The 19,525-nt window shown below is 35.0% G+C and carries 18 protein-coding genes; 11 read left to right on the top strand and 7 right to left on the bottom strand.

All coding sequences use genetic code 11. The annotated features are described in order from the left end of the window. The first annotated feature begins 52 nt into the window (after positions 1–52). The 10 genes from EZ428_RS00830 (at position 53) to EZ428_RS00785 (ending at position 12,602) form a co-directional block, all read left to right on the top strand. Positions 53–355, top strand: a complete 303-nt coding sequence (locus EZ428_RS00830) for a hypothetical protein (protein ID WP_131551217.1) — start codon at positions 53–55, stop codon at positions 353–355. 239 nt (positions 356–594) lie between these two features. Then, positions 595–3,903 carry a preprotein translocase subunit SecA gene (gene secA / locus EZ428_RS00825; protein ID WP_131551216.1) on the top strand — a complete coding sequence of 1,103 codons (3,309 nt, stop codon included), beginning with the start codon at positions 595–597 and terminating at the stop codon, positions 3,901–3,903. Positions 3,904–4,010: 107 nt separating this feature from the next. Further along, positions 4,011–4,451 carry an SPOR domain-containing protein gene (locus tag EZ428_RS00820; protein WP_131551215.1) on the top strand — a complete coding sequence of 147 codons (441 nt, stop codon included), beginning with the start codon at positions 4,011–4,013 and terminating at the stop codon, positions 4,449–4,451. A gap of 87 nt (positions 4,452–4,538) precedes the next feature. Further along, positions 4,539–5,723, top strand: coding sequence for a M20 metallopeptidase family protein (locus EZ428_RS00815; RefSeq protein ID WP_131551214.1), 1,185 nt, complete (start codon positions 4,539–4,541; stop codon positions 5,721–5,723). 90 nt (positions 5,724–5,813) lie between these two features. Further along, complete coding sequence (locus EZ428_RS00810) at positions 5,814–6,758, top strand: hypothetical protein (protein WP_131551213.1); 945 nt, start codon at positions 5,814–5,816, stop codon at positions 6,756–6,758. Between the two features lie 69 nt (positions 6,759–6,827). After that, entirely contained in the window at positions 6,828–8,393 is a 1,566-nt protein-coding gene (locus EZ428_RS00805) for a serine hydrolase (RefSeq protein WP_131551212.1), read from the top strand. Between the two features lie 6 nt (positions 8,394–8,399). Next, positions 8,400–9,065 carry an SGNH/GDSL hydrolase family protein gene (locus EZ428_RS00800; protein WP_131551211.1) on the top strand — a complete coding sequence of 222 codons (666 nt, stop codon included), beginning with the start codon at positions 8,400–8,402 and terminating at the stop codon, positions 9,063–9,065. An 82-nt stretch (positions 9,066–9,147) separates the two neighbouring features. After that, on the top strand, positions 9,148–11,103 hold the full coding sequence (gene dnaG / locus EZ428_RS00795; protein ID WP_131551210.1) for a DNA primase: 1,956 nt from the start codon (positions 9,148–9,150) through the stop codon (positions 11,101–11,103). Positions 11,104–11,158: 55 nt separating this feature from the next. Beyond that, positions 11,159–11,521, top strand: coding sequence for a YraN family protein (locus EZ428_RS00790; RefSeq protein ID WP_131551209.1), 363 nt, complete (start codon positions 11,159–11,161; stop codon positions 11,519–11,521). Then, a complete protein-coding gene (locus tag EZ428_RS00785; protein WP_131551208.1) occupies positions 11,502–12,602 on the top strand; it encodes a glutaminyl-peptide cyclotransferase in 1,101 nt (366 codons plus the stop codon). Before EZ428_RS00790 ends, EZ428_RS00785 begins: the two co-directional genes overlap by 20 nt. Before the next feature lie 3 nt (positions 12,603–12,605). Here the strand turns inward: EZ428_RS00785 and EZ428_RS00780 are convergent, their stop codons facing one another. The 7 genes from EZ428_RS00780 to pgi form a co-directional block, all read right to left on the bottom strand. Further along, positions 12,606–13,136, bottom strand: a complete 531-nt coding sequence (locus EZ428_RS00780; protein WP_131551207.1) for a DUF4251 domain-containing protein — start codon at positions 13,134–13,136, stop codon at positions 12,606–12,608. A gap of 155 nt (positions 13,137–13,291) precedes the next feature. After that, positions 13,292–13,756, bottom strand: coding sequence for a QcrA and Rieske domain-containing protein (locus EZ428_RS00775; protein WP_131551206.1), 465 nt, complete (start codon positions 13,754–13,756; stop codon positions 13,292–13,294). A 13-nt stretch (positions 13,757–13,769) separates the two neighbouring features. Continuing rightward, a complete protein-coding gene (locus EZ428_RS00770; RefSeq protein WP_131551205.1) occupies positions 13,770–14,717 on the bottom strand; it encodes a DUF5777 family beta-barrel protein in 948 nt (315 codons plus the stop codon). Positions 14,718–14,719: 2 nt separating this feature from the next. After that, positions 14,720–15,280, bottom strand: a complete 561-nt coding sequence (locus EZ428_RS00765; protein ID WP_131551204.1) for a YceI family protein — start codon at positions 15,278–15,280, stop codon at positions 14,720–14,722. Beyond that, positions 15,261–16,466 carry a hypothetical protein gene (locus tag EZ428_RS00760; RefSeq protein ID WP_131551203.1) on the bottom strand — a complete coding sequence of 402 codons (1,206 nt, stop codon included), beginning with the start codon at positions 16,464–16,466 and terminating at the stop codon, positions 15,261–15,263. The genes EZ428_RS00765 and EZ428_RS00760 overlap by 20 nt, the downstream gene beginning before the upstream one ends. 1 nt (position 16,467) lies before the next feature. After that, positions 16,468–17,019, bottom strand: a complete 552-nt coding sequence (locus EZ428_RS00755) for an RNA polymerase sigma factor (protein WP_225870966.1) — start codon at positions 17,017–17,019, stop codon at positions 16,468–16,470. A 233-nt stretch (positions 17,020–17,252) separates the two neighbouring features. Then, positions 17,253–18,899: a glucose-6-phosphate isomerase gene (gene pgi, locus EZ428_RS00750; protein ID WP_131551202.1), complete on the bottom strand. Its 1,647-nt coding sequence runs from the start codon at positions 18,897–18,899 to the stop codon at positions 17,253–17,255. 57 nt (positions 18,900–18,956) lie between these two features. Between pgi and EZ428_RS00745 the strand changes: the two genes are divergently transcribed. Continuing rightward, the gene (locus tag EZ428_RS00745) at positions 18,957–19,469 is read left to right on the top strand and encodes a hypothetical protein (protein WP_131551201.1); all 513 of its coding nucleotides are present in this window, start codon (positions 18,957–18,959) and stop codon (positions 19,467–19,469) included. Positions 19,470–19,525: the final 56 nt, after the last annotated feature.

Genomic DNA, 19,525 nt, shown 5'->3' with positions numbered 1-19,525 from the left:
AATAGGTTCAAATTTCTGTATGTAAAAGATTAAAATTAGATTTGCCGCAAGAATGAAACACGTTGTAGCCATATCGCTAGTTTTTTTTAGCCTTACCCATCTCGCAAAAGCAGAAGATGTTGGTAGGTTAAAACTATTAACAGAGCGTTATTGCAATAAAACAGAAATTGATTCGCACGTAGTAAGTGTAGATGCTAATCAGCATAAAGAACAAAGAAATCCATTTTTTCTATCCTATAGTGAATTGACTTTAATTGGCATCATGCCAGAAATTAAAGTTGCAAAACACATCGCATATAACCACATCGTTGCAGATTTAACGATTAGGAAAAAGCCAAAAAACAATAGCCCTTAATAATTCCCCATTTATTATATAAATCCCCATCAATCTGATGAGGGAAAGGGATTTTATTCCTTAACTGCCAAGTTGGCTTAGTATTAAGCAATGGCTTGGTTGTTGTAATTCTGATTTACGATTTTTGAATTACGATTTACGACTGATGAAATATGAAGGAGCTAATGGTCTCTTAACTTATAGGGCTATCATTAACCTTACAACAATAAAACAATTTAACAATTAACAATAAATAAAACATGTTAGGATTTTTAGCCAAGATATTTGGAAGCAAATCAGAAAGAGATATTAAAGCATTACAGCCTTTAGTACAACAAATAAATGAAGAGTACGCAAAGCTTTCATCATTAAGTAATGATGATTTACGTCAAAAAACAACTGAATTTAAAGCAACAATTGCTGATGCATTATCTGATATTGACACTAAAATAGCTGATATTAAAATTGCGGCAGAAAATCAAGAATTATCATTGCAAGAGAAAACAGCGATGTATGATGAGGTTGACGCATTAGGTAAAGAACGTGATGTTGAGTTAGAAAAAGTGTTGTTGCAAATTATGCCATCAGCCTTTGCTACCATTAAAGAAACTTCTCGTCGTTTAAGCGAAAATGAGAATTTAGAAGTTACCGCAACACAATTTGATAGAGATTATGCAGCTCGCAAAAGCAATGTGAAAATTGTTGGCGATAAAGCGCTTTGGGCTAACAAATGGGATGCATCTGGAACAGAAGTTCTTTGGAATATGGTTCACTACGATGTGCAGTTAATAGGTGGTATGGTTTTAAATAGTGGTAAAATTGCCGAGATGGCAACTGGAGAGGGCAAAACCTTGGTAAGTACATTACCTGCTTATTTAAATGCTTTAGCCGGTCAAGGGGTTCACATTGTAACCGTAAATGATTACCTAGCTCGCCGTGATAGTGAGTGGAACGGACCTTTGTTTGAGTTCCATGGTTTAAAGGTCGACTGTATCGACAAACACGAACCTAATTCGCAACAACGTAGAGATGCTTATTTAGCCGATATTACCTACGGTACAAATAACGAATTTGGTTTCGATTATTTGCGTGATAACATGTCTCAAACACCAGATCAACTGGTGCAACGCAAATTGCACTTTGCGATGGTAGATGAGGTCGATTCAGTATTAATTGATGATGCTCGTACACCATTGATTATTTCTGGTCCGGTTCCTTTTGGAGACCAACATGAATTTCACGAATTAAAACCTCGTATTGAGCGTTTGGTTAATGCCCAAAAAACCTTTGTTTCATCAGCATTAAATGAAGCGAAAAAATTAATAAATGATGGTAAAACTGGAACCGAAGAAGGTGAAGGTGGCTTAGCATTATTACGTGCGCACCGTGGTTTACCAAAAAGTAAAGCCTTAATTAAGTTTTTAAGCGAGGGAAGCGTAAGGCAGACTTTATTGAAAACAGAAAATCATTACATGGCAGACCAATCTAAGAATATGCCTAAGGTAGATTCTGAGTTATTCTTCTATATTGATGAAAAAAACAACCAAGTTGAGTTAACAGAAAAAGGTATTGAGTTAATTACCCAACAGGGCGAAGATGCAAACTTCTTTATCTTGCCAGATGTAGGTACAGCAATTGCTGAGATTGAAAAATCTGATTTAAGCAGCGAAGAGAAAATTGCTCAAAAAGATGCCCTGATGCGTGATTATTCTGTTAAAGCAGAACGTATTCACTCGGTAAATCAATTGTTAAAAGCTTACACTTTATTTGAAATTGATGTAGAATATATCATCGATGAAGGTAAAATTAAAATCGTAGATGAGCAGACTGGCCGTATCATGGATGGTCGTCGTTACTCTGATGGTTTGCATCAAGCAATTGAGGCTAAAGAGAATGTGAAAGTAGAAGATGCTTCGCAAACTTATGCAACTGTCACTTTGCAAAACTTCTTCCGTATGTACCACAAACTTTGTGGCATGACGGGTACGGCAACTACAGAGGCTGGCGAGTTCTGGTCAATTTATAAATTAGATGTGGTAGAAATTCCTACCAATCGTGTAATGGCTCGTAAAGATGAGCAAGATTATGTTTATCGTACCATTCGCGAAAAATATAATGCAGTTGCAGAGGAAATCGTAAAACTAACAGAAGCTGGGCGCCCAGTTTTGGTAGGTACAACATCGGTTGAGATTTCTGAATTGTTAAGCCGTATGCTTAAACTTCGTGGTATTAAACACAATGTGTTAAATGCTAAAATGCATCAAAAAGAAGCAGATATTGTTGCAGAAGCTGGTCAGGCAGGAACGGTAACTATAGCAACAAACATGGCTGGTCGTGGTACAGATATCAAATTAGGCCCAGGCGTTAAAGAAGCTGGTGGTTTAGCAATTGTAGGTACCGAACGTCATGAATCTCGTCGTGTAGACAGACAGTTACGTGGTCGTGCGGGTCGTCAAGGTGACCCAGGAACTTCACAGTTCTTCGTTTCATTAGAAGATAACCTGATGCGTTTATTTGGTTCAGAGCGTATTTCTAATATCATGGTTAAAATGGGTATCGAAGATGGAGAAGTAATTCAACATTCAATGATTACCAATTCTATTGAGCGTGCTCAGAAAAAAGTAGAAGAGAACAATTTTGGTGTTCGTAAACGTTTGTTAGAGTATGATGATGTAATGAACTCGCAACGTACGGTTATTTATGCAAAACGTAGAAATGCGTTGTTCGGCGACCGTTTAGATGTTGACATGAACAATATGGTATTTGATGTTGCCGAAGATATTGTAACTGAATACAAGGAGCAAAGTAATTATGAAGGTTTCAAATTAGAAGTGATCAAAAATTTCTCTTCAGATACTTCAATTACAGAGAATGACTTTAACGCTAAAAATATTCACACCCTAACGGATGTTTTATTTGAGGAGGTTACAGCATTTTATGCTCGTAAATCTGAAGGGATCATTAATCAGTCTATGCAAGTTTTAAAACAAGTTTATGCAGAGAGAGGACAACAAATTGAGCAAGTCGTAGTGCCGTTTAGTGATGGAATTAGACATATTCAAGTTCCTGTTAACTTACAAAAAGCAATTGATAACAATGGTCGTGAGGTAACTAAAGCCTTCGAAAAAACAATCATTTTAGCTTTAATTGACGATAGCTGGAAAGAGCATTTACGTGAAATGGACGAATTAAAACAGTCTGTACAAAATGCTGTTTATGAGCAAAAAGACCCATTAATTATCTATAAAATGGAAGCTTTCAACTTATTCAAAAGCATGTTAAATGTGGTGAATAAAGAAGTAGTAAGTTTCTTATATAAAGGTGGTATTCCAGTTCAGCAAGATGCTGAAGATGTAAGAGAAGTGCAAGCGCCTAAACGTACACAAAGCAAATTGCAAATGTCTAAGCCAGAGTTTGAGCAATCTAGCAGTAGTGCAATGCCGATGGAAGATACAAGGGAAGTAGTTCCTCAACAGCCAATTCGTAAAGAAGCAACCGTTGGTCGTAACGAACCTTGCCCATGTGGAAGCGGCAAGAAATTTAAAAATTGTCACGGTGCAAATGCATAATTTGTAATACAAGTTAAGAATGCCGAATTTTGCAAAAAGTTCGGCATTCTTTTTATAGTACTATCCCGTCATTAAAAAGAGAACAATTGACAATCCAGTAAGTGATCATGATGAGAATTTTTCTATCTATACTTTTTTTATTCTGCTTTCAGCAATCCTTTGCTCAAACAAAAGGAGAAGTTACAGTCATTAAAGACCCATTAATTGATAGTTTAATAGCAAAGAGGATTGAATTAAATATAAAAAGACCTTCCGCAACCAATCCTACTACTCCTGTAATATTCAATGGAATGGGCTATAGGGTACAGGTTTTTTATGGGTCAGATAGGAGAGAAGCTTTTAACGAACAAAGCAAATTTAGAGCCCTCTACCCTAAAATAATGACCTACATTAGCTACAAGGAACCTAATTATTATTTACGAGTAGGCGACTTTAGAACAAGAATGGAAGCCCAAAAACTATTAACAGAGTTAAGAGCAAATTTTCCAACACTGTTCATTTTTAGAGAAAAAATTAATGCTCCAGATTTGGAAGAAACGAATAAATGAAGGTTAATTGTTTAAACTGTAAAACTGGTTAATTGATTTTTAAGCTCAGTTAACCGATTTAAACAATTACCCAATTAACCCAAGCACATAATGAAACAAAAAATACAAGAATTAGCTGCTAAAATATATAATGATGTTGTTGGTTACCGTCAACACATTCACGCTAACCCAGAACTTTCTTTTAAAGAATTTCAAACTTCAATGTTTATCAAAGAAAAGTTAAACAAATGGGGAATTGAATATTCGGATATGGCGAATACAGGAGTTGTTGGCTTAATTAAGGGAAATATTCCATCAGATAATATCATCGCCCTGCGTGCTGATATGGATGCCTTACCAATTCATGAAGCAAACGATAAACCTTATCGCTCCAAAAATCAAGGTGTAATGCATGCCTGTGGCCACGATGTGCACACTTCATCCCTTTTAGGGACGGCTTATATTTTAAACCAATTAAAAGATGAATTTGCAGGTACAATAAAATTGATTTTTCAACCTGCTGAAGAATTGCTGCCTGGTGGGGCAAGTATCATGATTAAAGAAGGTGTTTTAGAAAATCCTAAACCTCAATCTATCGTTGGTCAACATGTAATGCCTTTAATCGATTCTGGAAAAGTTGGCTTTCGCTCGGGTATTTACATGGCATCAACCGATGAACTATACGTAACTGTTCATGGAAAAGGTGGTCACGGCGCACAACCTCATCAAAACATCGACCCTGTTTTAATTACAGCACATATTATCGTCGCCTTGCAACAAATTGTTAGCCGCAATGCCGATCCACGTTTACCATCTGTACTTTCTTTTGGAAAAGTAAATGCAAATGGTGCAACCAACATCATTCCGAATGAGGTTAAATTAGAAGGAACCTTTAGAACCTTAAACGAAGAATGGAGAAATGAGGCGCATAGATTAATGAAAAAAATGGCTGAAGGTATTGCCGAAAGTATGGGTGGTAGTTGCACTTTCGATATTCATAGAGGTTATCCATTTTTAATTAACGAAGAAAAGGTAACTGCAAATGCTCGTGCTTGTGCAGAGGAATATTTAGGTGTAGAAAACGTTATAGACTTAGATATTTGGATGGCAGCCGAAGACTTTGCTTATTATTCTCAGGTAACGGATGCGTGTTTTTATCGTCTAGGGACTGGAAATGTAGAAAAGGGGACTACTTATTCTGTACATACACCAAACTTTGATATTGATGAAGATGCACTTAAAACCTCTACTGGGTTAATGGCATATATTGCTTTAAAACAACTAGGGAACTAGATTTAAGGATTATGGGATTTGCAAGATAATGGACCCAAAAACATTCTAATATTTCAACTTTCTAACTATTCAACAATTTTTTCTAAGCAAATGAAAAAACTAATTCTACTGATAGCTTTAACGTCTCTCCTGCTAAATGCTAAAAGTCAGCAAATAGAGCGATTTAATCCCGATACCATTAAAACCATTCAATTAGATTCTGTAGTTGTAATTAAAGGCCAACGGTTAAATATTGAAACTTTCATTAATGCTGTAATTAACGATACCAGTTTTTACAAAGCATTTCGTGATATGAAAAAGTATTCTTTCATTGCAGAAAATCGCATCTTTTCTTATGATAAAAAGAACAAGGTTGATGGAAAAGTTTACCGTAAAATAAAACATAATAACGATGGACCTTACAAAATGGAATATTTGGTAAAGGAGAGTAGTGGGAATGTGTTTAAAAAGAATGGTAAATACCAGTTGTATACCGTAGAAATGTTCGATTACATTTTCATGAATGCTTATAATTCAGATTTTGTTCCGAATGCACCATCAGGTGATGGAAAAGGAGGAACAAATGAAAGTTATAAAAACAAGCTTAAAACTTTAATATTTAATCCTGGCAGGCCAATTAAAAACCTTCCTTTTATAGGAAGTAAAACAGAAATATTTACGGCAAATATGCGCCAGTACTATGATTATACTTTTTATAGCGGAACTTATTTAGATTCAATTCCTGTGTATCGTTTTAAAGTCTCGGTAAAGCCAGATATAAGCAGTTGGACAAAAGATGGGTTAATGATTAAAGAATTGGTAACCATTTTTGATAAAAGAAATTTTCAAATTTTAGGTCGTTACGTAGATATGAAATACAGCAACATGTTATTTGATTTTGATGTGCAAATGAATATTGAAATGAGTTATTTCGATGAAGTTAAGCTGCCAACAAAAATCACTTACCAGGGTAATTGGGACTATCCATTTAAAAAGAAAGAACGAGCTAGTTTTTTAATCGTGCACAAAGATTATAAGTTAGGTAAAAGCAAGTAATAGCATTGTTTCATGACTAGCAAAAACCTAAAAGATTATTATCTTTAAACGTTTAAACAAATCCAAATTATGCATTCATTTTATCGCATTAAAGCCAAATGGTTTTTGGTTATTGCATTGCTGTCTACAGTTGGTTTAAAGGCTCAAGTCTTAACATCAAAACAAATAGATAGTATAGCCGAAAAAACCTTAACTACTTTTAATGTGCCAGGTATTGCTGTTGCAGTTATTAAAGATGGCAAAGTAATTCACGCTAAAGGTTATGGTGTTCGTTCAATTAAATCCAATTTAAAAGTTGATGAAAATACGCTTTTTGGTGTAGCATCAAATACCAAAGCATTTACGGCTGCGGCTTTAGGAATGCTGGTAGATGAGAAAAAGATATCTTGGGATACAAGAGTAACCGATATAATTCCAGAATTTAAAATGTACGATCCTTATGTAACCAATGAGTTTACCATAAGAGATTTGTTAACGCATAGAAGTGGATTGGGTTTAGGTGCGGGCGATTTAATGATTTGGCCAGATTCATCTACCGTTGATAAGAGGCAATTGATACATAATCTACGTTATTTAAAACCTGTTTCTTCTTTCCGTACCAAATACGATTATGATAATTTATTGTATATCGTAGCAGGTGATGTGGTGGCAAGAGTTTCTGGCATCACTTATGAAGATTTTATCGAAACCAAAATCATTAAACCTTTGGGGATGAATAAAACCGCTGCAAGTTGGTATCGTTTAAAGGATAAATCTAATGTAATTGATGGTCACGCTCCTTATGAAGATAAATTATTGCCAGTTGGCTTAAGTTTTGGAGAAGTGGCAAACGCTGCAGGAGGAATTTACGCTAGCGTAACTGACATGAGCAAATGGGTAACTGCTATGATTAATGGCGGTAAATATGGCGAAGCGTTAGACAAAAAATTATTCAGTCCTGCTGTTGCAAAAGAACTTTGGACCCCACAAACAATTATTAATGGTGGTGGCGCTCAAGGTGCTTTCAATAGTTATGGCTTGGGTTGGTTTTTAAGTAATGTAAAAGGGAAATTCCAAGCAACACATACAGGTGGGTTATCGGGAATTGTAACTCAAGTAACTATTATTCCGGAATTAAAATTGGGAATTATAGTATTGACTAATCAGCAATCTGGTGCCGCATTTAATTCAATTACCAGTTCTATTAAAGATGGTTATTTAGATACAAAAATGACTGATAGAATTAAATTGTACAACGATAACAGATTGGCAAACGAGAAACAAGCCAAACAAATTGTAGATAAAACTTGGGCAGATATTGCCGCTATTCAAAAAATAAACACAGCAAAACCTGATGTAAAAAATTATTTCGGCACTTTTAAAGATGCTTGGTTTGGAGAAGTTACCATCAGTGAAGTAAATGGGAAAATGCATTTTCAAGCGAAAAATGCACCAAAACTAAAAGGTGATATGACCTATTACAAAGGCAATACTTTTATTGTTAAATGGTACGATAGAAGCTTAGATGCAGATGCATTTGTTAGTTTTAGTTTAGATAATGCCGCAAAGCCAGATGGGTTTAAAATGACAGCCATATCTCCTTTAACAGACTTTAGCTTCGATTTTCAAGATTTAGATTTTAAAATAACCAAATAGAAAACGATGAACAAATATTTAAAATCAGGAAGTTTAATAGCTGTAATTGCTATTTTATTTTTAACTACAGCGATGAAACCTAAACCTAAAAAAGTAATCTTCTTTGGTGATTCCATTACTCAAATGGGCGTTTGGAAAAATGGTTACATTAGCTTACTTAAAAAGTCTTTAGATACTACAAAATTCGAATTAATTGGCGCAGGTATTGGCGGTAATAAAGTGTACGACCTTTATTTAAGGATGGAAGATGATGTGCTAAACAAAAAGCCAGATTTAGTTTTCATTTATGTGGGTATAAACGATGTTTGGCATAAATTGGGTGCGAAAACAGGAACCGATTACGATAAATATTTAAAGTTTTATCAGGCACTAATTAATAAAATTCAAGCTACCGGAAGTAAAGTTGTGCTTTGTACCCCTTCAGTAATTGGAGAAAGGAAAAATGGTACTAACGAAATTGATGGCGATTTAGATAAATATGCAGCAGGCATTAGAGATTTGGCTGCGAAAAATAATCTTCCGCTATGCGATTTAAGAAAAGCATTTCTAGATTATGAAGTTGCAAATAATACTGAAGATAAAGATAGAGGTATTTTAACAAGCGATAAGGTACACTTAAACGACACTGGAAATAGATTTGTATCAGAACAAATGTTGCCTTTTATTAAATAACCCCTTACCCCCTCAAGGGGGAATGAAATTTACAATATACATTAACGATAGAAAGGAAAGTCCCCTTTAGGGGATTAGGGGTATGATAAACCGTGAAACGATAGACAAAATAATGGATACCGCCCGCATCGAAGAGGTGGTAGGTGATTTTGTGCATTTAAAAAAACGCGGTACAAGCCTCATCGGCAACTGCCCATTTCACGGAGAGAAAACGCCATCATTTCACGTATCTGTAACTAAGGGAATTTATAAGTGTTTTGGTTGCGGTAAAGGCGGAGATTCTGTTCGCTTTATCATGGAGCATGAGAAATACTCTTACCCAGAAGCACTTAAATTTTTAGCCAATAAGTATAATATAGAGGTTGAAGAAACGGTAGAATCCGTTCAAGATGTTGAAGCTCAAAATGCAAGAGAGAGTTTATACATCGTTTCTCAGTTTGCTGCTAACTATTTCGAAGACCAAATGTGGAATAGCCAAGAGGGTAAAACTATTGGGTTGAGCTATTTTAAAGAACGTGGTTTTAGAGAGGATATCCTTAAGAAATTTAACCTAGGTTATTCACCCGATGTTTGGGATGCCTTAACGCTAGACGCGGTTAAAAATAAACACGCAGAAGAGTATTTAGAAAAAACAGGCTTAGCCATCAGAAATGATAAGGGCAAGTTATACGATAGGTTTAGAGGCCGCGTCATGTTTCCCATTCATAACTTTACGGGTAGAGTAATTGGATTTGGAGGCAGAACCTTAAAAACAGATAAAAATGTTCCGAAATATGTAAACTCACCAGAAAGTGAGATTTACCATAAATCAAATGTGCTTTATGGCTTGTTCCATGCTAAAAAAGCCATTCGCGACCAAGATAACTGCTATTTGGTTGAAGGTTACGCCGATGTACTTTCTGTACATCAAGCGCATATTGAAAACGTTGTCGCTTCTTCAGGAACATCTTTAACCATAGAGCAGATTAGGTTAATAGGTCGTTTTACCCAAAATGTTACCATTCTTTATGATGGAGATGCGGCAGGTATAAAAGCATCTTTACGAGGCTTGGATATGATTTTGGAAGAGGGATTGAACGTTAAAGTTGTTTCTTTCCCAGCGGGGGATGACCCTGATTCTTACATGCACAAAGTTGGTGCAGGCGCTTTCAAAACTTATATAGAAGATAATCGTAAAGATTTCATTTTATACAAAGCCAATATCCTCCTAGCAGAGGCTGGAACGGACCCAATAAAACGGGCGGGCATTATTCGTGATATTGTAGAGAGCATCGCTAAAATTCCCGATAACATTAAAGCTTCAGTATTTATTCGTGAATGTAGTAGCCTTCTCCAAATTGAAGAAAGGGTTTTACTAAGCGAGCTCAATACCATGCGAGCAGCAAAGCTGAAGAAGGCTTCGGCTCCACAGGGTAGGCAATATCAACAACATCCAGATATGCCACCGGCAGATTTGATGTCGGATGAACCTGGACAAGCTGAACAGCAAATGGCAACTGCTGTAGAAGTAGATGACGAACTACAAGAGCAGGAAATCGTGCGTTTGCTTTTAGCGTTTGGGCACGAATTGGTAAGTTGGGATAAGATCGATAACATGTACATCGGTTCTTTTATCATGCAGAATTTAACAGACGTTACTTTTGAAAATAAACTTTGTAAACGAATTATAGACCACTATAGAACTGAAATTGAGGATGGACATTTGCCAACAGCTAACCAGTTTATAAAAAGCGATGATAGGGAAATAGCTGATTTAGCGATTACGCTTTCTAGTTCGCCATACACATTAAGTGAGAATTGGTATAACAAGCACAACATCTATGTTCGTGATGAAACGGTAAATCTAAAAGCAACAATTTTAGGCGGATTGTATCACCTTAAAAAACGTAAAGTTGATAGAATTCTACTAGATTTATTAAAGGAAATAAAAGCCGAGAACGATGCAACAAACCAAGAAATCTTGATGCAACGATATGCCTTTATTAAAAATGTAGAAAAAGAAATCTCAAGATTTTTGGGTTCGGTAATAGTGAAGTAGGTTATGGGTAGATACGATGTCTTTATACTAAATACTAACTACTATATACTTTGAAATGGCTCAACACAACGAATTAGGTTTTAAAGGCGAAGCTATTGCAAAACAATACTTAGAGAAATTAGGTTATGAAATATTAGATGAAAATTGGGTTCATGGAAAATCTGAGATTGATTTAATTGCATATTTTAAAAAACAAATCATCTTTGTAGAAGTTAAAACAAGAAGTTCGGTTTCATTTGGCTTACCAGAAGATTTTGTAAGTCTGGCTAAACAGAAACAAATGGATTTAGCAGCAAATGAATATATAGAATTGATGAGCCATCAAGGAGAAATCCGATTTGATATCGTATCAGTTCTTTTTGATAAACAAAATAATTATACCATTAAACATATTGAAGATGCATTCTGGCCTTCCTAAAAAATCATTTTTATCCCAATGGGTAATATTTGTCAGCTTTATTATTTTAGCTTGTATCACCTTTGGGTGTAAAGATGAAGAGAAAATAAGCTTAACCTTTAGTGCACCAGACCAAGGTCAGAATTTTAACGCTGGCGACGAAATTAAAATCAAGCTAGATGCACCAAAAGATGCAAAAATTAGCAATGTTGTTTATTTAATAGATAGTACTGTTATTTCTACCAAAAGCAATGCAGATTCGATTTTATTACCCACAAAAGGATTGCCTTTAGGTTACAGAATGATAAGTGCAATTGTAACACAGGGTGAAAAGAAAGATACCATCTCAACTAATATCGTTTTAAAATCAAATAAAGCTCCAATTAAATTAAGTTATAATGTGGTTAACTCATTTCCTCATGATACTACTGCTTACACAGAAGGCTTAAGTTATGTAGATGGTAAATTATTAGAAAGCACAGGAGAAAAGGGTGCATCTGAATTAAAATGGGTTGAGTTAAAATCTGGTAAAACGCTGCAGAAAACAAAATTAGATCCTCAGTATTTTGGTGAAGGTTCGCTAAAAATAGGCGAAAAAATTATCATGCTTACCTGGCAAGAAAGTATTGGGTTTATTTTCCATGCGAAAACCTTCAAACAAATAGGTACATTTCCGTACGGAAGCAGTAGAGAAGGATGGGGTTTAACGTTTGATGGTAAACAAATTCTTAGAACTGATGGAACAAACCGTATCTGGAAAATGAATGCGAATACTTTTACGGAAGAAGGATATTTAGAGGTTTATAATGAAATTGGCCCAGTAGAAAGTTTAAATGAGTTAGAATATATAGATGGAAAGATTTATGCAAACGTGTATTTAACTAGCAAGATTGTAAGAATTGAGCCGATTACAGGTATGGTAGAAGCGGAGTTAGATTTATCAGCCTTAGTACCTCAAAATTTCTTTAAAACAGATGATGAGAAGCAAAATAACGTTTTAAATGGGATAGCTTGGGATGCCAAGGGAAAAAGATTATTTGTTGGGGGTAAAAAATGGCCAAAGCTTTATGAAATTAAACTCAATAATACTTCGGCCAAATAATCTTTAAATCTTTGCTTTCTTAGGCTCGCTTAAATAACCATTGTAAGAAATAGATTGTTTGTTATTGCTCATTACGCTGAGAGTTCCGTAACCATTTTCGCTAATGCTTAGGTTCATTCTTACGTTATCTTTTACATCTTTTGTAGCTATTTGTATATCCCAGCCACCTTTTTTGCGTTTTTTTATTTCGTAAGTGAATTTTTTCGCCTTGAATTTATATCCACTTTCATCATTGTTCATTGGTGCAGAAAAAGATCTTCCATAATAAGGTAAATAAACAACTAAACTATCCGAGGATACCTCAACATCGTAATTGCTGCCTGTAAGTGAGATATTTCCTCCATTATTTCCTCCCGGCATTTTACTAATGATATTATTAATTTCAGTACTATTTAAGGGCATTGCATTTGTAGCAACAAACACATAATTTTTCTCTTCCACAATCCTAGTGGTAGTAGCCTTGTCAGTTTGTGCATTGGCGCTTAAAGCAACCATACTTACAGCAAATACTCCTATTTTTTGTATTAATTTCATAAAATGAATGATATAATGATTAACAATATAGCCAATTAATTTTTAACTAAAACGTTGACTTTCACTAATGATTATAAAATAAATCGGAATCCATAAATGAAATTAAAAAAAGGTTAATCTACAAGAAATAACATCCTCGCAGATTAACCTCCAAACTATGAAATTGTTGCAGTTAGCGTGGTTCCAGATACAGCTAATGCATATACCTTTAATGCTGAAGTAGTGCCTCCATCATTGGGCTGCGCTACAATGCTCCCAGTAGTTGTATACTTAGAACTGTGTAAACTGCACTGTATAACATTGCTAGCCTGTACCCAGTTAAGAGCGCCTCCTTGATGCGGGCATGAAGCTTGCGTGGCAACAAATGAGCTTGCCGCATTGCCAGTTGCAGTTCTAATAAATAAAACACCACCAGACGCTAGAAATGCACCTACCGTTAATAATTGAGAACCTAAGTCTACATTAACCTTTGTGCCAGCGCTGCCTCCACCTCCGCCACCACCACCACCAGGTGAAGGAGTAGGGTCATCACCTTTACTTCCGCATCCAGTCATACAACTTCCAGTGCATACCAATGCAATCCCAAGTCCTAACGACTTGATAAATTCATTACGTTCCATAAAATTTTAGTTTTTAGTAAATAGTTGATTTTGTATTAGGATCCTTGTTCTTGGATTTGAATAAGCTGAAATTTCTGGATATGGTGAAGCCAAAACGGACCCCACCATCGGTCCATGATTTTTTGGTATTAGCTATGAAATTATTTTCAGTTATAAACTCTGAGTTCATAAAATTGAGTGAGAAAATATGTCCACCAGTTTCAATTTCTAAGCCTACACCTAGTGGATTGTATAAAGGAGTAGTTAAGTTATCCTTTCTTGAGAGTCCATTAATCAAGGTGTAATCTGCTACAAATGAAAGTCGTTTTGTGAGCTTAAATCTTCCGGCAAAACCGACAGAAAATAAATTATTTGGGTCATTAGGATCAGCACTTACCGAGCGAATTAAGTAAGAAGGCATAACTTGCAATGAAACCCTAGATGAAAACTTTCTTGAGATAATGGGTTGAATTAAATAAGTTAATCGGTCTGCATAATTGGCAAACTCTGTAGTTGCAAAAGGTGCTCGAGCCACCAAGCCTACTTGAGCTAAAAATGTCAAATTAAAGGGTAATCCACTATCTTTTTGTTGCTGTATTAATTTTTGTTTAATGTATAAGTCAAAAAGCTCATCATGTTTACTCCTACCAATGCCAATTGTTAGTTTATCACTAACGCCATAATCTAATCCAATAAATAAGTCTGTAGCTACATCTAATCCATAAAGTGTATGTGCACTTCCAAATTCACCTCCAATGTCTCCAAAATGATGACGGATTCTTAAATCTAAATCGTGTTTTTTTTGGGTTTCAGTAGAATGAGACAATACAATGTGAGTAGCTTTAAAAGTTGACTCAACCTTGTTAATTTTTTTAGAGCTATCAAGTGTGTTTAGCAATGAGTCTGCAGACTGAGCACTTGCTCTTACCACTAAAAACAGCAAAACTAAAAAGAGATAAATAAATAATTTCGATTTGTTCATGGTCATTTATTTAGAGGGGTTAATGTTCCTTGTATTGTTACCTTAATTACTTCTGCTATTTTGGTAAAAACTAAACTTGGTATTTTAATTTGATGGGCGGCACAAGCCACATCAAAAGTTGAGAATAAATTAACAGCTCCATTTTTGATGGTTATTTTTCCTATTATGTTTCTAGGTTGGTCTACTCCGTGTACACTTAATGTCCCTTTTGCCGTAACATTGTACTCGCCATCTTTTGTCCAATCGATTTTTGGACTTATAATTCCTTTAAACTTAGCAACAGGGTATTTATCACTTTCCATATAATTTTCATTGAAGTGCTCTTGCATTAACTTTTTATCAAATTCCAAACTTTTTATGTTTACCTGTATGGCAAGCTCTTGCTTTTGAGCAATTAGCACCGCTGTTCCACTAGAACTAGCCGCTTTAATATCTTCAACAGGTGTTGATGAGAAAATGTTAACCTTGATGTTCTTTCCTATAAATGTTTGCGCATTTGTGGAAGTTGCACAGCTAAAGGCTAGCAGAAATAAAATCAGAGACTTAGTTTTTATTGAAATCATAACGCAGTTTTAAGGATACACCACTAGACTTTAAAGGCACGTTTCCTTCACCAATTCCCGATATTGGAATTTTAACATAAGGTTCGATACCGAAGGCGATTTTTTTGTTTTTTAGCTTGATATTATAAGTTGCAGATAACTCTACCACACTTAAGTAATGTTGATTGGCATTGGCCACATCAGTAATTCTATCTGCTCTATTTAATTCTTTATTGTACTTAAAAACATAATTCTCTTTTATCATTAAATAGCTTGAAAGACCAGCATTCAATTCAATGCTTCTTTTCTGGTTTTCACTAATGTTATATGATGCTCTCAAAGGAATCTCTACCACCTCACAAGCAGCTTCTATTCCCGAGAAATTAGCTTTATTAGCATTTGGATTAGAAAATACATAATCATATGCACTGCTAGAATAATTTTTACTGCCAAAGCTTATTCCAGTTTGTATGCTTAATTTCTTCGTTATACCCACAGCAACCGTAGCACCAATGCTTACTCCCGTTTTGCCACCAATTAGAGAACTAGTAGAGCTGAAATCTGGACCCGCTACGATAGCTACACTAATAGGTATTTTCTTTTTTCCTTTTATAGTTAACTCTGTTTTTGATTTGGTTAATGGCGTATCGATTTTATCTACATTAGTAGTAGAATTGGCAATTACATTTTGTAGAATTTGATTAGCTGGTTGTTGTATTCCAGTTGTTATATCTTGCTTTTTTGTAGCGTTACTATTTGATGAGTTTTGGACTATCACACTTTCAATTGGTGTGAATTTTTCGTTTTTAACAGGAGCACCATCAATTGGATTAACACTCAATGATTGATTTTTTAGTGTTTGATAAGAATTATTGTTTGCTTTTTTATTATGCTGAGTAATTTCTAACTCTTCAGATTTACTTAATGGATTAAGATCATTCACGATATTTTTAGGCTGCTCAACGGCTGGTTTTTCAGAAACGATGGTGTCAACTTTGTTTTTACTGTCTTTATTCAATAAATAGAAACCCATTCCAAATGAAAGTAGCAGCAATAGAATACTCGCATATCTATAATAAATAAGTCGCTCCCTTTTGCGTAGTTTCGTCTCCATCTTTAACCATGATTCTTCCTCAAACTCGGGTAACTCTTCAGTTATCCTAGTTTTAAAGGCTTTATCAAAGTCTATATCGTTCAATTCTTTCATTTTAATAGTTAATTTTTTGTAGGCTTGGGTTTGGTGTTTCAGTTAACATCTTTTTTAAATTTTCCCTAGCCTTAAATAAGTTTGATTTAGAGGTGCCAACAGAAATTGATAACATTTCTGAAATCTCTTCATGAGAAAAACCATCAATTGCAAATAGATTAAAAACTGTTCTGTAAGCATATGAGAGTTTTTGAACCAGCTTAATGAGGTCCTCATAATTTAAATGGGAAAGAATGTTCTCACTATCTTCCACCTCGTGCTTAGCATTTAGCTCTTCCATTTCTATCTTTCTAATTCTACTTCTGTAACAATCAATTGATGTATTAATCATAATGGTGCTTAACCAAGCATTAAATGAGCGTTGATTGTCGTATTTGCTCATATTCATAAATACCTTCATGAATCCATCATTAACCATCTCAACCGCTTCATCTTTGTTTTTTGCATAGCGTAAACATATTCGCATCGAGTAACCATAATAAAGCCGATAGAGGTCTTTCTGACTCCTTCTGTCTTTATTGATACAGCCATTGATTAGTTCGGGTGTTAGCAAAATATGTTCAATTAAGGTTGTTTAATATTTGCAGTTACGCCAGTTTTTTAAGAAAGGTTGCTAGATTATAAAGAAATTTATGAATAAAAATTTCATATAAAGAAAAATCGCCATTCAATTGAATAAAATCAACTAAATGGCGACTCTTAAATTTGTTGAGCTGTACAGTTGTTAAGCTGTTGAGTTGAATTGATTAACAAAAAACAACTAAACGACTCAACAGTTATCTAAAATTACCTCCAGCTCTTATATTGATTAATCAATCCATTTGTAGAAGAATCATGAGAGGTAACTTCTGCATCATCTTTTAACTCTGGTTGTATTTTTTGAGCCAATTGCTTGCCTAACTCAACTCCCCACTGGTCAAAGCTAAAAATGTTCCAGATAATGCCTTGTACAAATATTTTGTGCTCATATAAAGCAATCAGGGTTCCTAAAGAGTATGGAGTTACCTTTTTCAATAAAATAGAATTGGTTGGTCTATTGCCATCAAATACTTTAAACGGTGCCAATTCCTTTATCTCACTTTCAGACTTTCCAGCTTTTTTTAATTCTTCTTCTACTTCCTCTTGGCTTTTTCCATTCATTAAAGCTTCAGTTTGAGCAAAATAATTAGACAACAAAATAGGGTGATGATCTCCCAAAGGATTTAAAGTTTGTGCAGGAGCTATGAAATCACAAGGAATTAATTTTGTTCCTTGATGAATTAATTGATAAAACGCATGTTGCCCGTTAGTTCCTGGCTCACCCCAAATAACAGGCCCAGTTTCATAATCAACAACATTTCCGTTTCTGTCTACGTGTTTACCATTGCTTTCCATGTCTCCCTGTTGGAAGTAGGCCGCAAAGCGATGCATATATTGATCGTAAGGTAAAATTGCTTGTGTTTCTGCACCAAAAAAGTTGATGTACCAAATGCCTAATAAGCCTAAAATTACAGGAACATTTTGTTCAAGAGGAGTGTTCTGGAAATGTTCATCACTTGCGTGTGCACCAGCTAACAATTGTTTAAAATTATCAAAGCCAATGCCTAATGAAATTGACAAACCGATAGCACTCCATAGAGAATATCGACCTCCAACCCAATCCCAAAATTCAAACATATTTTCGGTATCAATACCAAAAGCCGATACATCTTTTGCATTTGTAGAAAGTGCCGCAAAATGTTTAGCAATATCTTCAGTTTTTGCGCCACTATTTAAGAACCATTCTCTTGCACTGTGTGCATTGGTCATAGTTTCTTGAGTAGTAAATGTTTTAGAGGCTACTAAAAATAAAGTCGTTTCTGGGTGGACTCCTTTTAATGTTTCCGCTAAATGCGTTCCATCTATATTAGAAACAAAATGTAAGTTTAACCTGGTTTTGTAAGCTTTCAAAGCTTCCGTTACCATTACCGGACCTAAATCTGAACCTCCAATACCTATGTTTACGATATCTGTAATTGCTTTGCCAGTATAACCTTTCCAATCTTCAGAAATGATAGCGTTGCTAAATTTTTCCATTTTGGACAAAACAGCGTTTACATCTGGCATTACATCTTTACCATCAACTAAAATTGCTTTATTACCTTGGTTACGCAGGGCGATGTGTAAAACTTGTCTATCCTCAGTTTGGTTGATTTTATCACCGCCATACATCGCCTTTATGGCTTCGTCTAACTTACACTCATTAGCCAACTGAATAAGTAAGGCAAGTGTAGTGTCGTTAATCCTATTTTTAGAAAAGTCGATTAAAATATCCTCAAATAAAATGGAGAATTTTTCGAAACGTTCCCCATCTTGGGTAAATAAATCCTTTAGGCTAGTTTCATTGATAGTTATAAAGTGATCTGCTAGGTATTTATACGCAGTTGTTGTGGTAAAATCTATTTTTGGAAGCATAATTGACTGTTTAGTTACGTAAAAATAGTAAATAGTAAATAACTTAAACCAAATATCATGCTAGAAAATCTGGAACAACTTGTAAGGGATAATGCGCAAGAACTAATTGTAAATAATGGTCAAGTGCCAAACGAACACAATGAAGCTGCAATTCAAGCAGCCTCAGGATCAATTTTTGATACTTTAAAAGAACAAATCAGTACTGGAAAAATCTCTCAATTAGCAGATGTTTTTAATAAACCAGATGCTGTTCAAGCAAATCCAGTAGTACAGGAAGCTACCTCAAGCTTTACAGATAAATTGGCTGGTTTTGGCATTAATGCAGAAATGGCAAAATCTATTGGAGCATCATTAATTCCGGTTATCATGGGTAAATTGGTTAATAAAACCAACGATCCAAATGATAGCTCATTTAATATTCAAGATATGTTAGGCAAGTTTGCTGGTGGTGCCGATGGCAAATTTGATTTAACTGATGTAATGAGTATGTTTAATGGTGGTGGTCAAGCTCAAGCAGGTCAGCCAGCAGGCGGTGGCGTGTTAGATAAATTGAAGGGTTTGTTCAATTAAGTAACTAAATATTTAGAGTAGCCGAATTCATTGTAAATGAATTCGGCTTTTTTATT

It is taken from the genome of Pedobacter frigiditerrae (assembly GCF_004331645.1).
Classification (GTDB): Bacteria; Bacteroidota; Bacteroidia; order Sphingobacteriales; family Sphingobacteriaceae; genus Pedobacter; species Pedobacter frigiditerrae.
The sequence above is the reverse complement of the archived record's forward strand: the minus strand, read 5'-3'. Positions and strand labels throughout refer to the sequence as shown.

Coding starts and splice junctions, on each gene's coding strand:
- EZ428_RS00830 (WP_131551217.1), top strand. CDS start 53: ATGAAACACGTTGTAGCCATATCGCTAGTTTTTTTTAGCCTTACCCAT.
- secA (WP_131551216.1), top strand. CDS start 595: ATGTTAGGATTTTTAGCCAAGATATTTGGAAGCAAATCAGAAAGAGAT.
- EZ428_RS00820 (WP_131551215.1), top strand. CDS start 4,011: ATGATGAGAATTTTTCTATCTATACTTTTTTTATTCTGCTTTCAGCAA.
- EZ428_RS00810 (WP_131551213.1), top strand. CDS start 5,814: ATGAAAAAACTAATTCTACTGATAGCTTTAACGTCTCTCCTGCTAAAT.
- EZ428_RS00805 (WP_131551212.1), top strand. CDS start 6,828: ATGCATTCATTTTATCGCATTAAAGCCAAATGGTTTTTGGTTATTGCA.
- EZ428_RS00800 (WP_131551211.1), top strand. CDS start 8,400: ATGAACAAATATTTAAAATCAGGAAGTTTAATAGCTGTAATTGCTATT.
- dnaG (WP_131551210.1), top strand. CDS start 9,148: ATGATAAACCGTGAAACGATAGACAAAATAATGGATACCGCCCGCATC.
- EZ428_RS00790 (WP_131551209.1), top strand. CDS start 11,159: ATGGCTCAACACAACGAATTAGGTTTTAAAGGCGAAGCTATTGCAAAA.
- EZ428_RS00785 (WP_131551208.1), top strand. CDS start 11,502: ATGCATTCTGGCCTTCCTAAAAAATCATTTTTATCCCAATGGGTAATA.
- EZ428_RS00780 (WP_131551207.1), bottom strand. CDS start 13,136: ATGAAATTAATACAAAAAATAGGAGTATTTGCTGTAAGTATGGTTGCT.
- EZ428_RS00775 (WP_131551206.1), bottom strand. CDS start 13,756: ATGGAACGTAATGAATTTATCAAGTCGTTAGGACTTGGGATTGCATTG.
- EZ428_RS00770 (WP_131551205.1), bottom strand. CDS start 14,717: ATGAACAAATCGAAATTATTTATTTATCTCTTTTTAGTTTTGCTGTTT.
- EZ428_RS00765 (WP_131551204.1), bottom strand. CDS start 15,280: ATGATTTCAATAAAAACTAAGTCTCTGATTTTATTTCTGCTAGCCTTT.
- EZ428_RS00760 (WP_131551203.1), bottom strand. CDS start 16,466: ATGAAAGAATTGAACGATATAGACTTTGATAAAGCCTTTAAAACTAGG.
- pgi (WP_131551202.1), bottom strand. CDS start 18,899: ATGCTTCCAAAAATAGATTTTACCACAACAACTGCGTATAAATACCTA.
- EZ428_RS00745 (WP_131551201.1), top strand. CDS start 18,957: ATGCTAGAAAATCTGGAACAACTTGTAAGGGATAATGCGCAAGAACTA.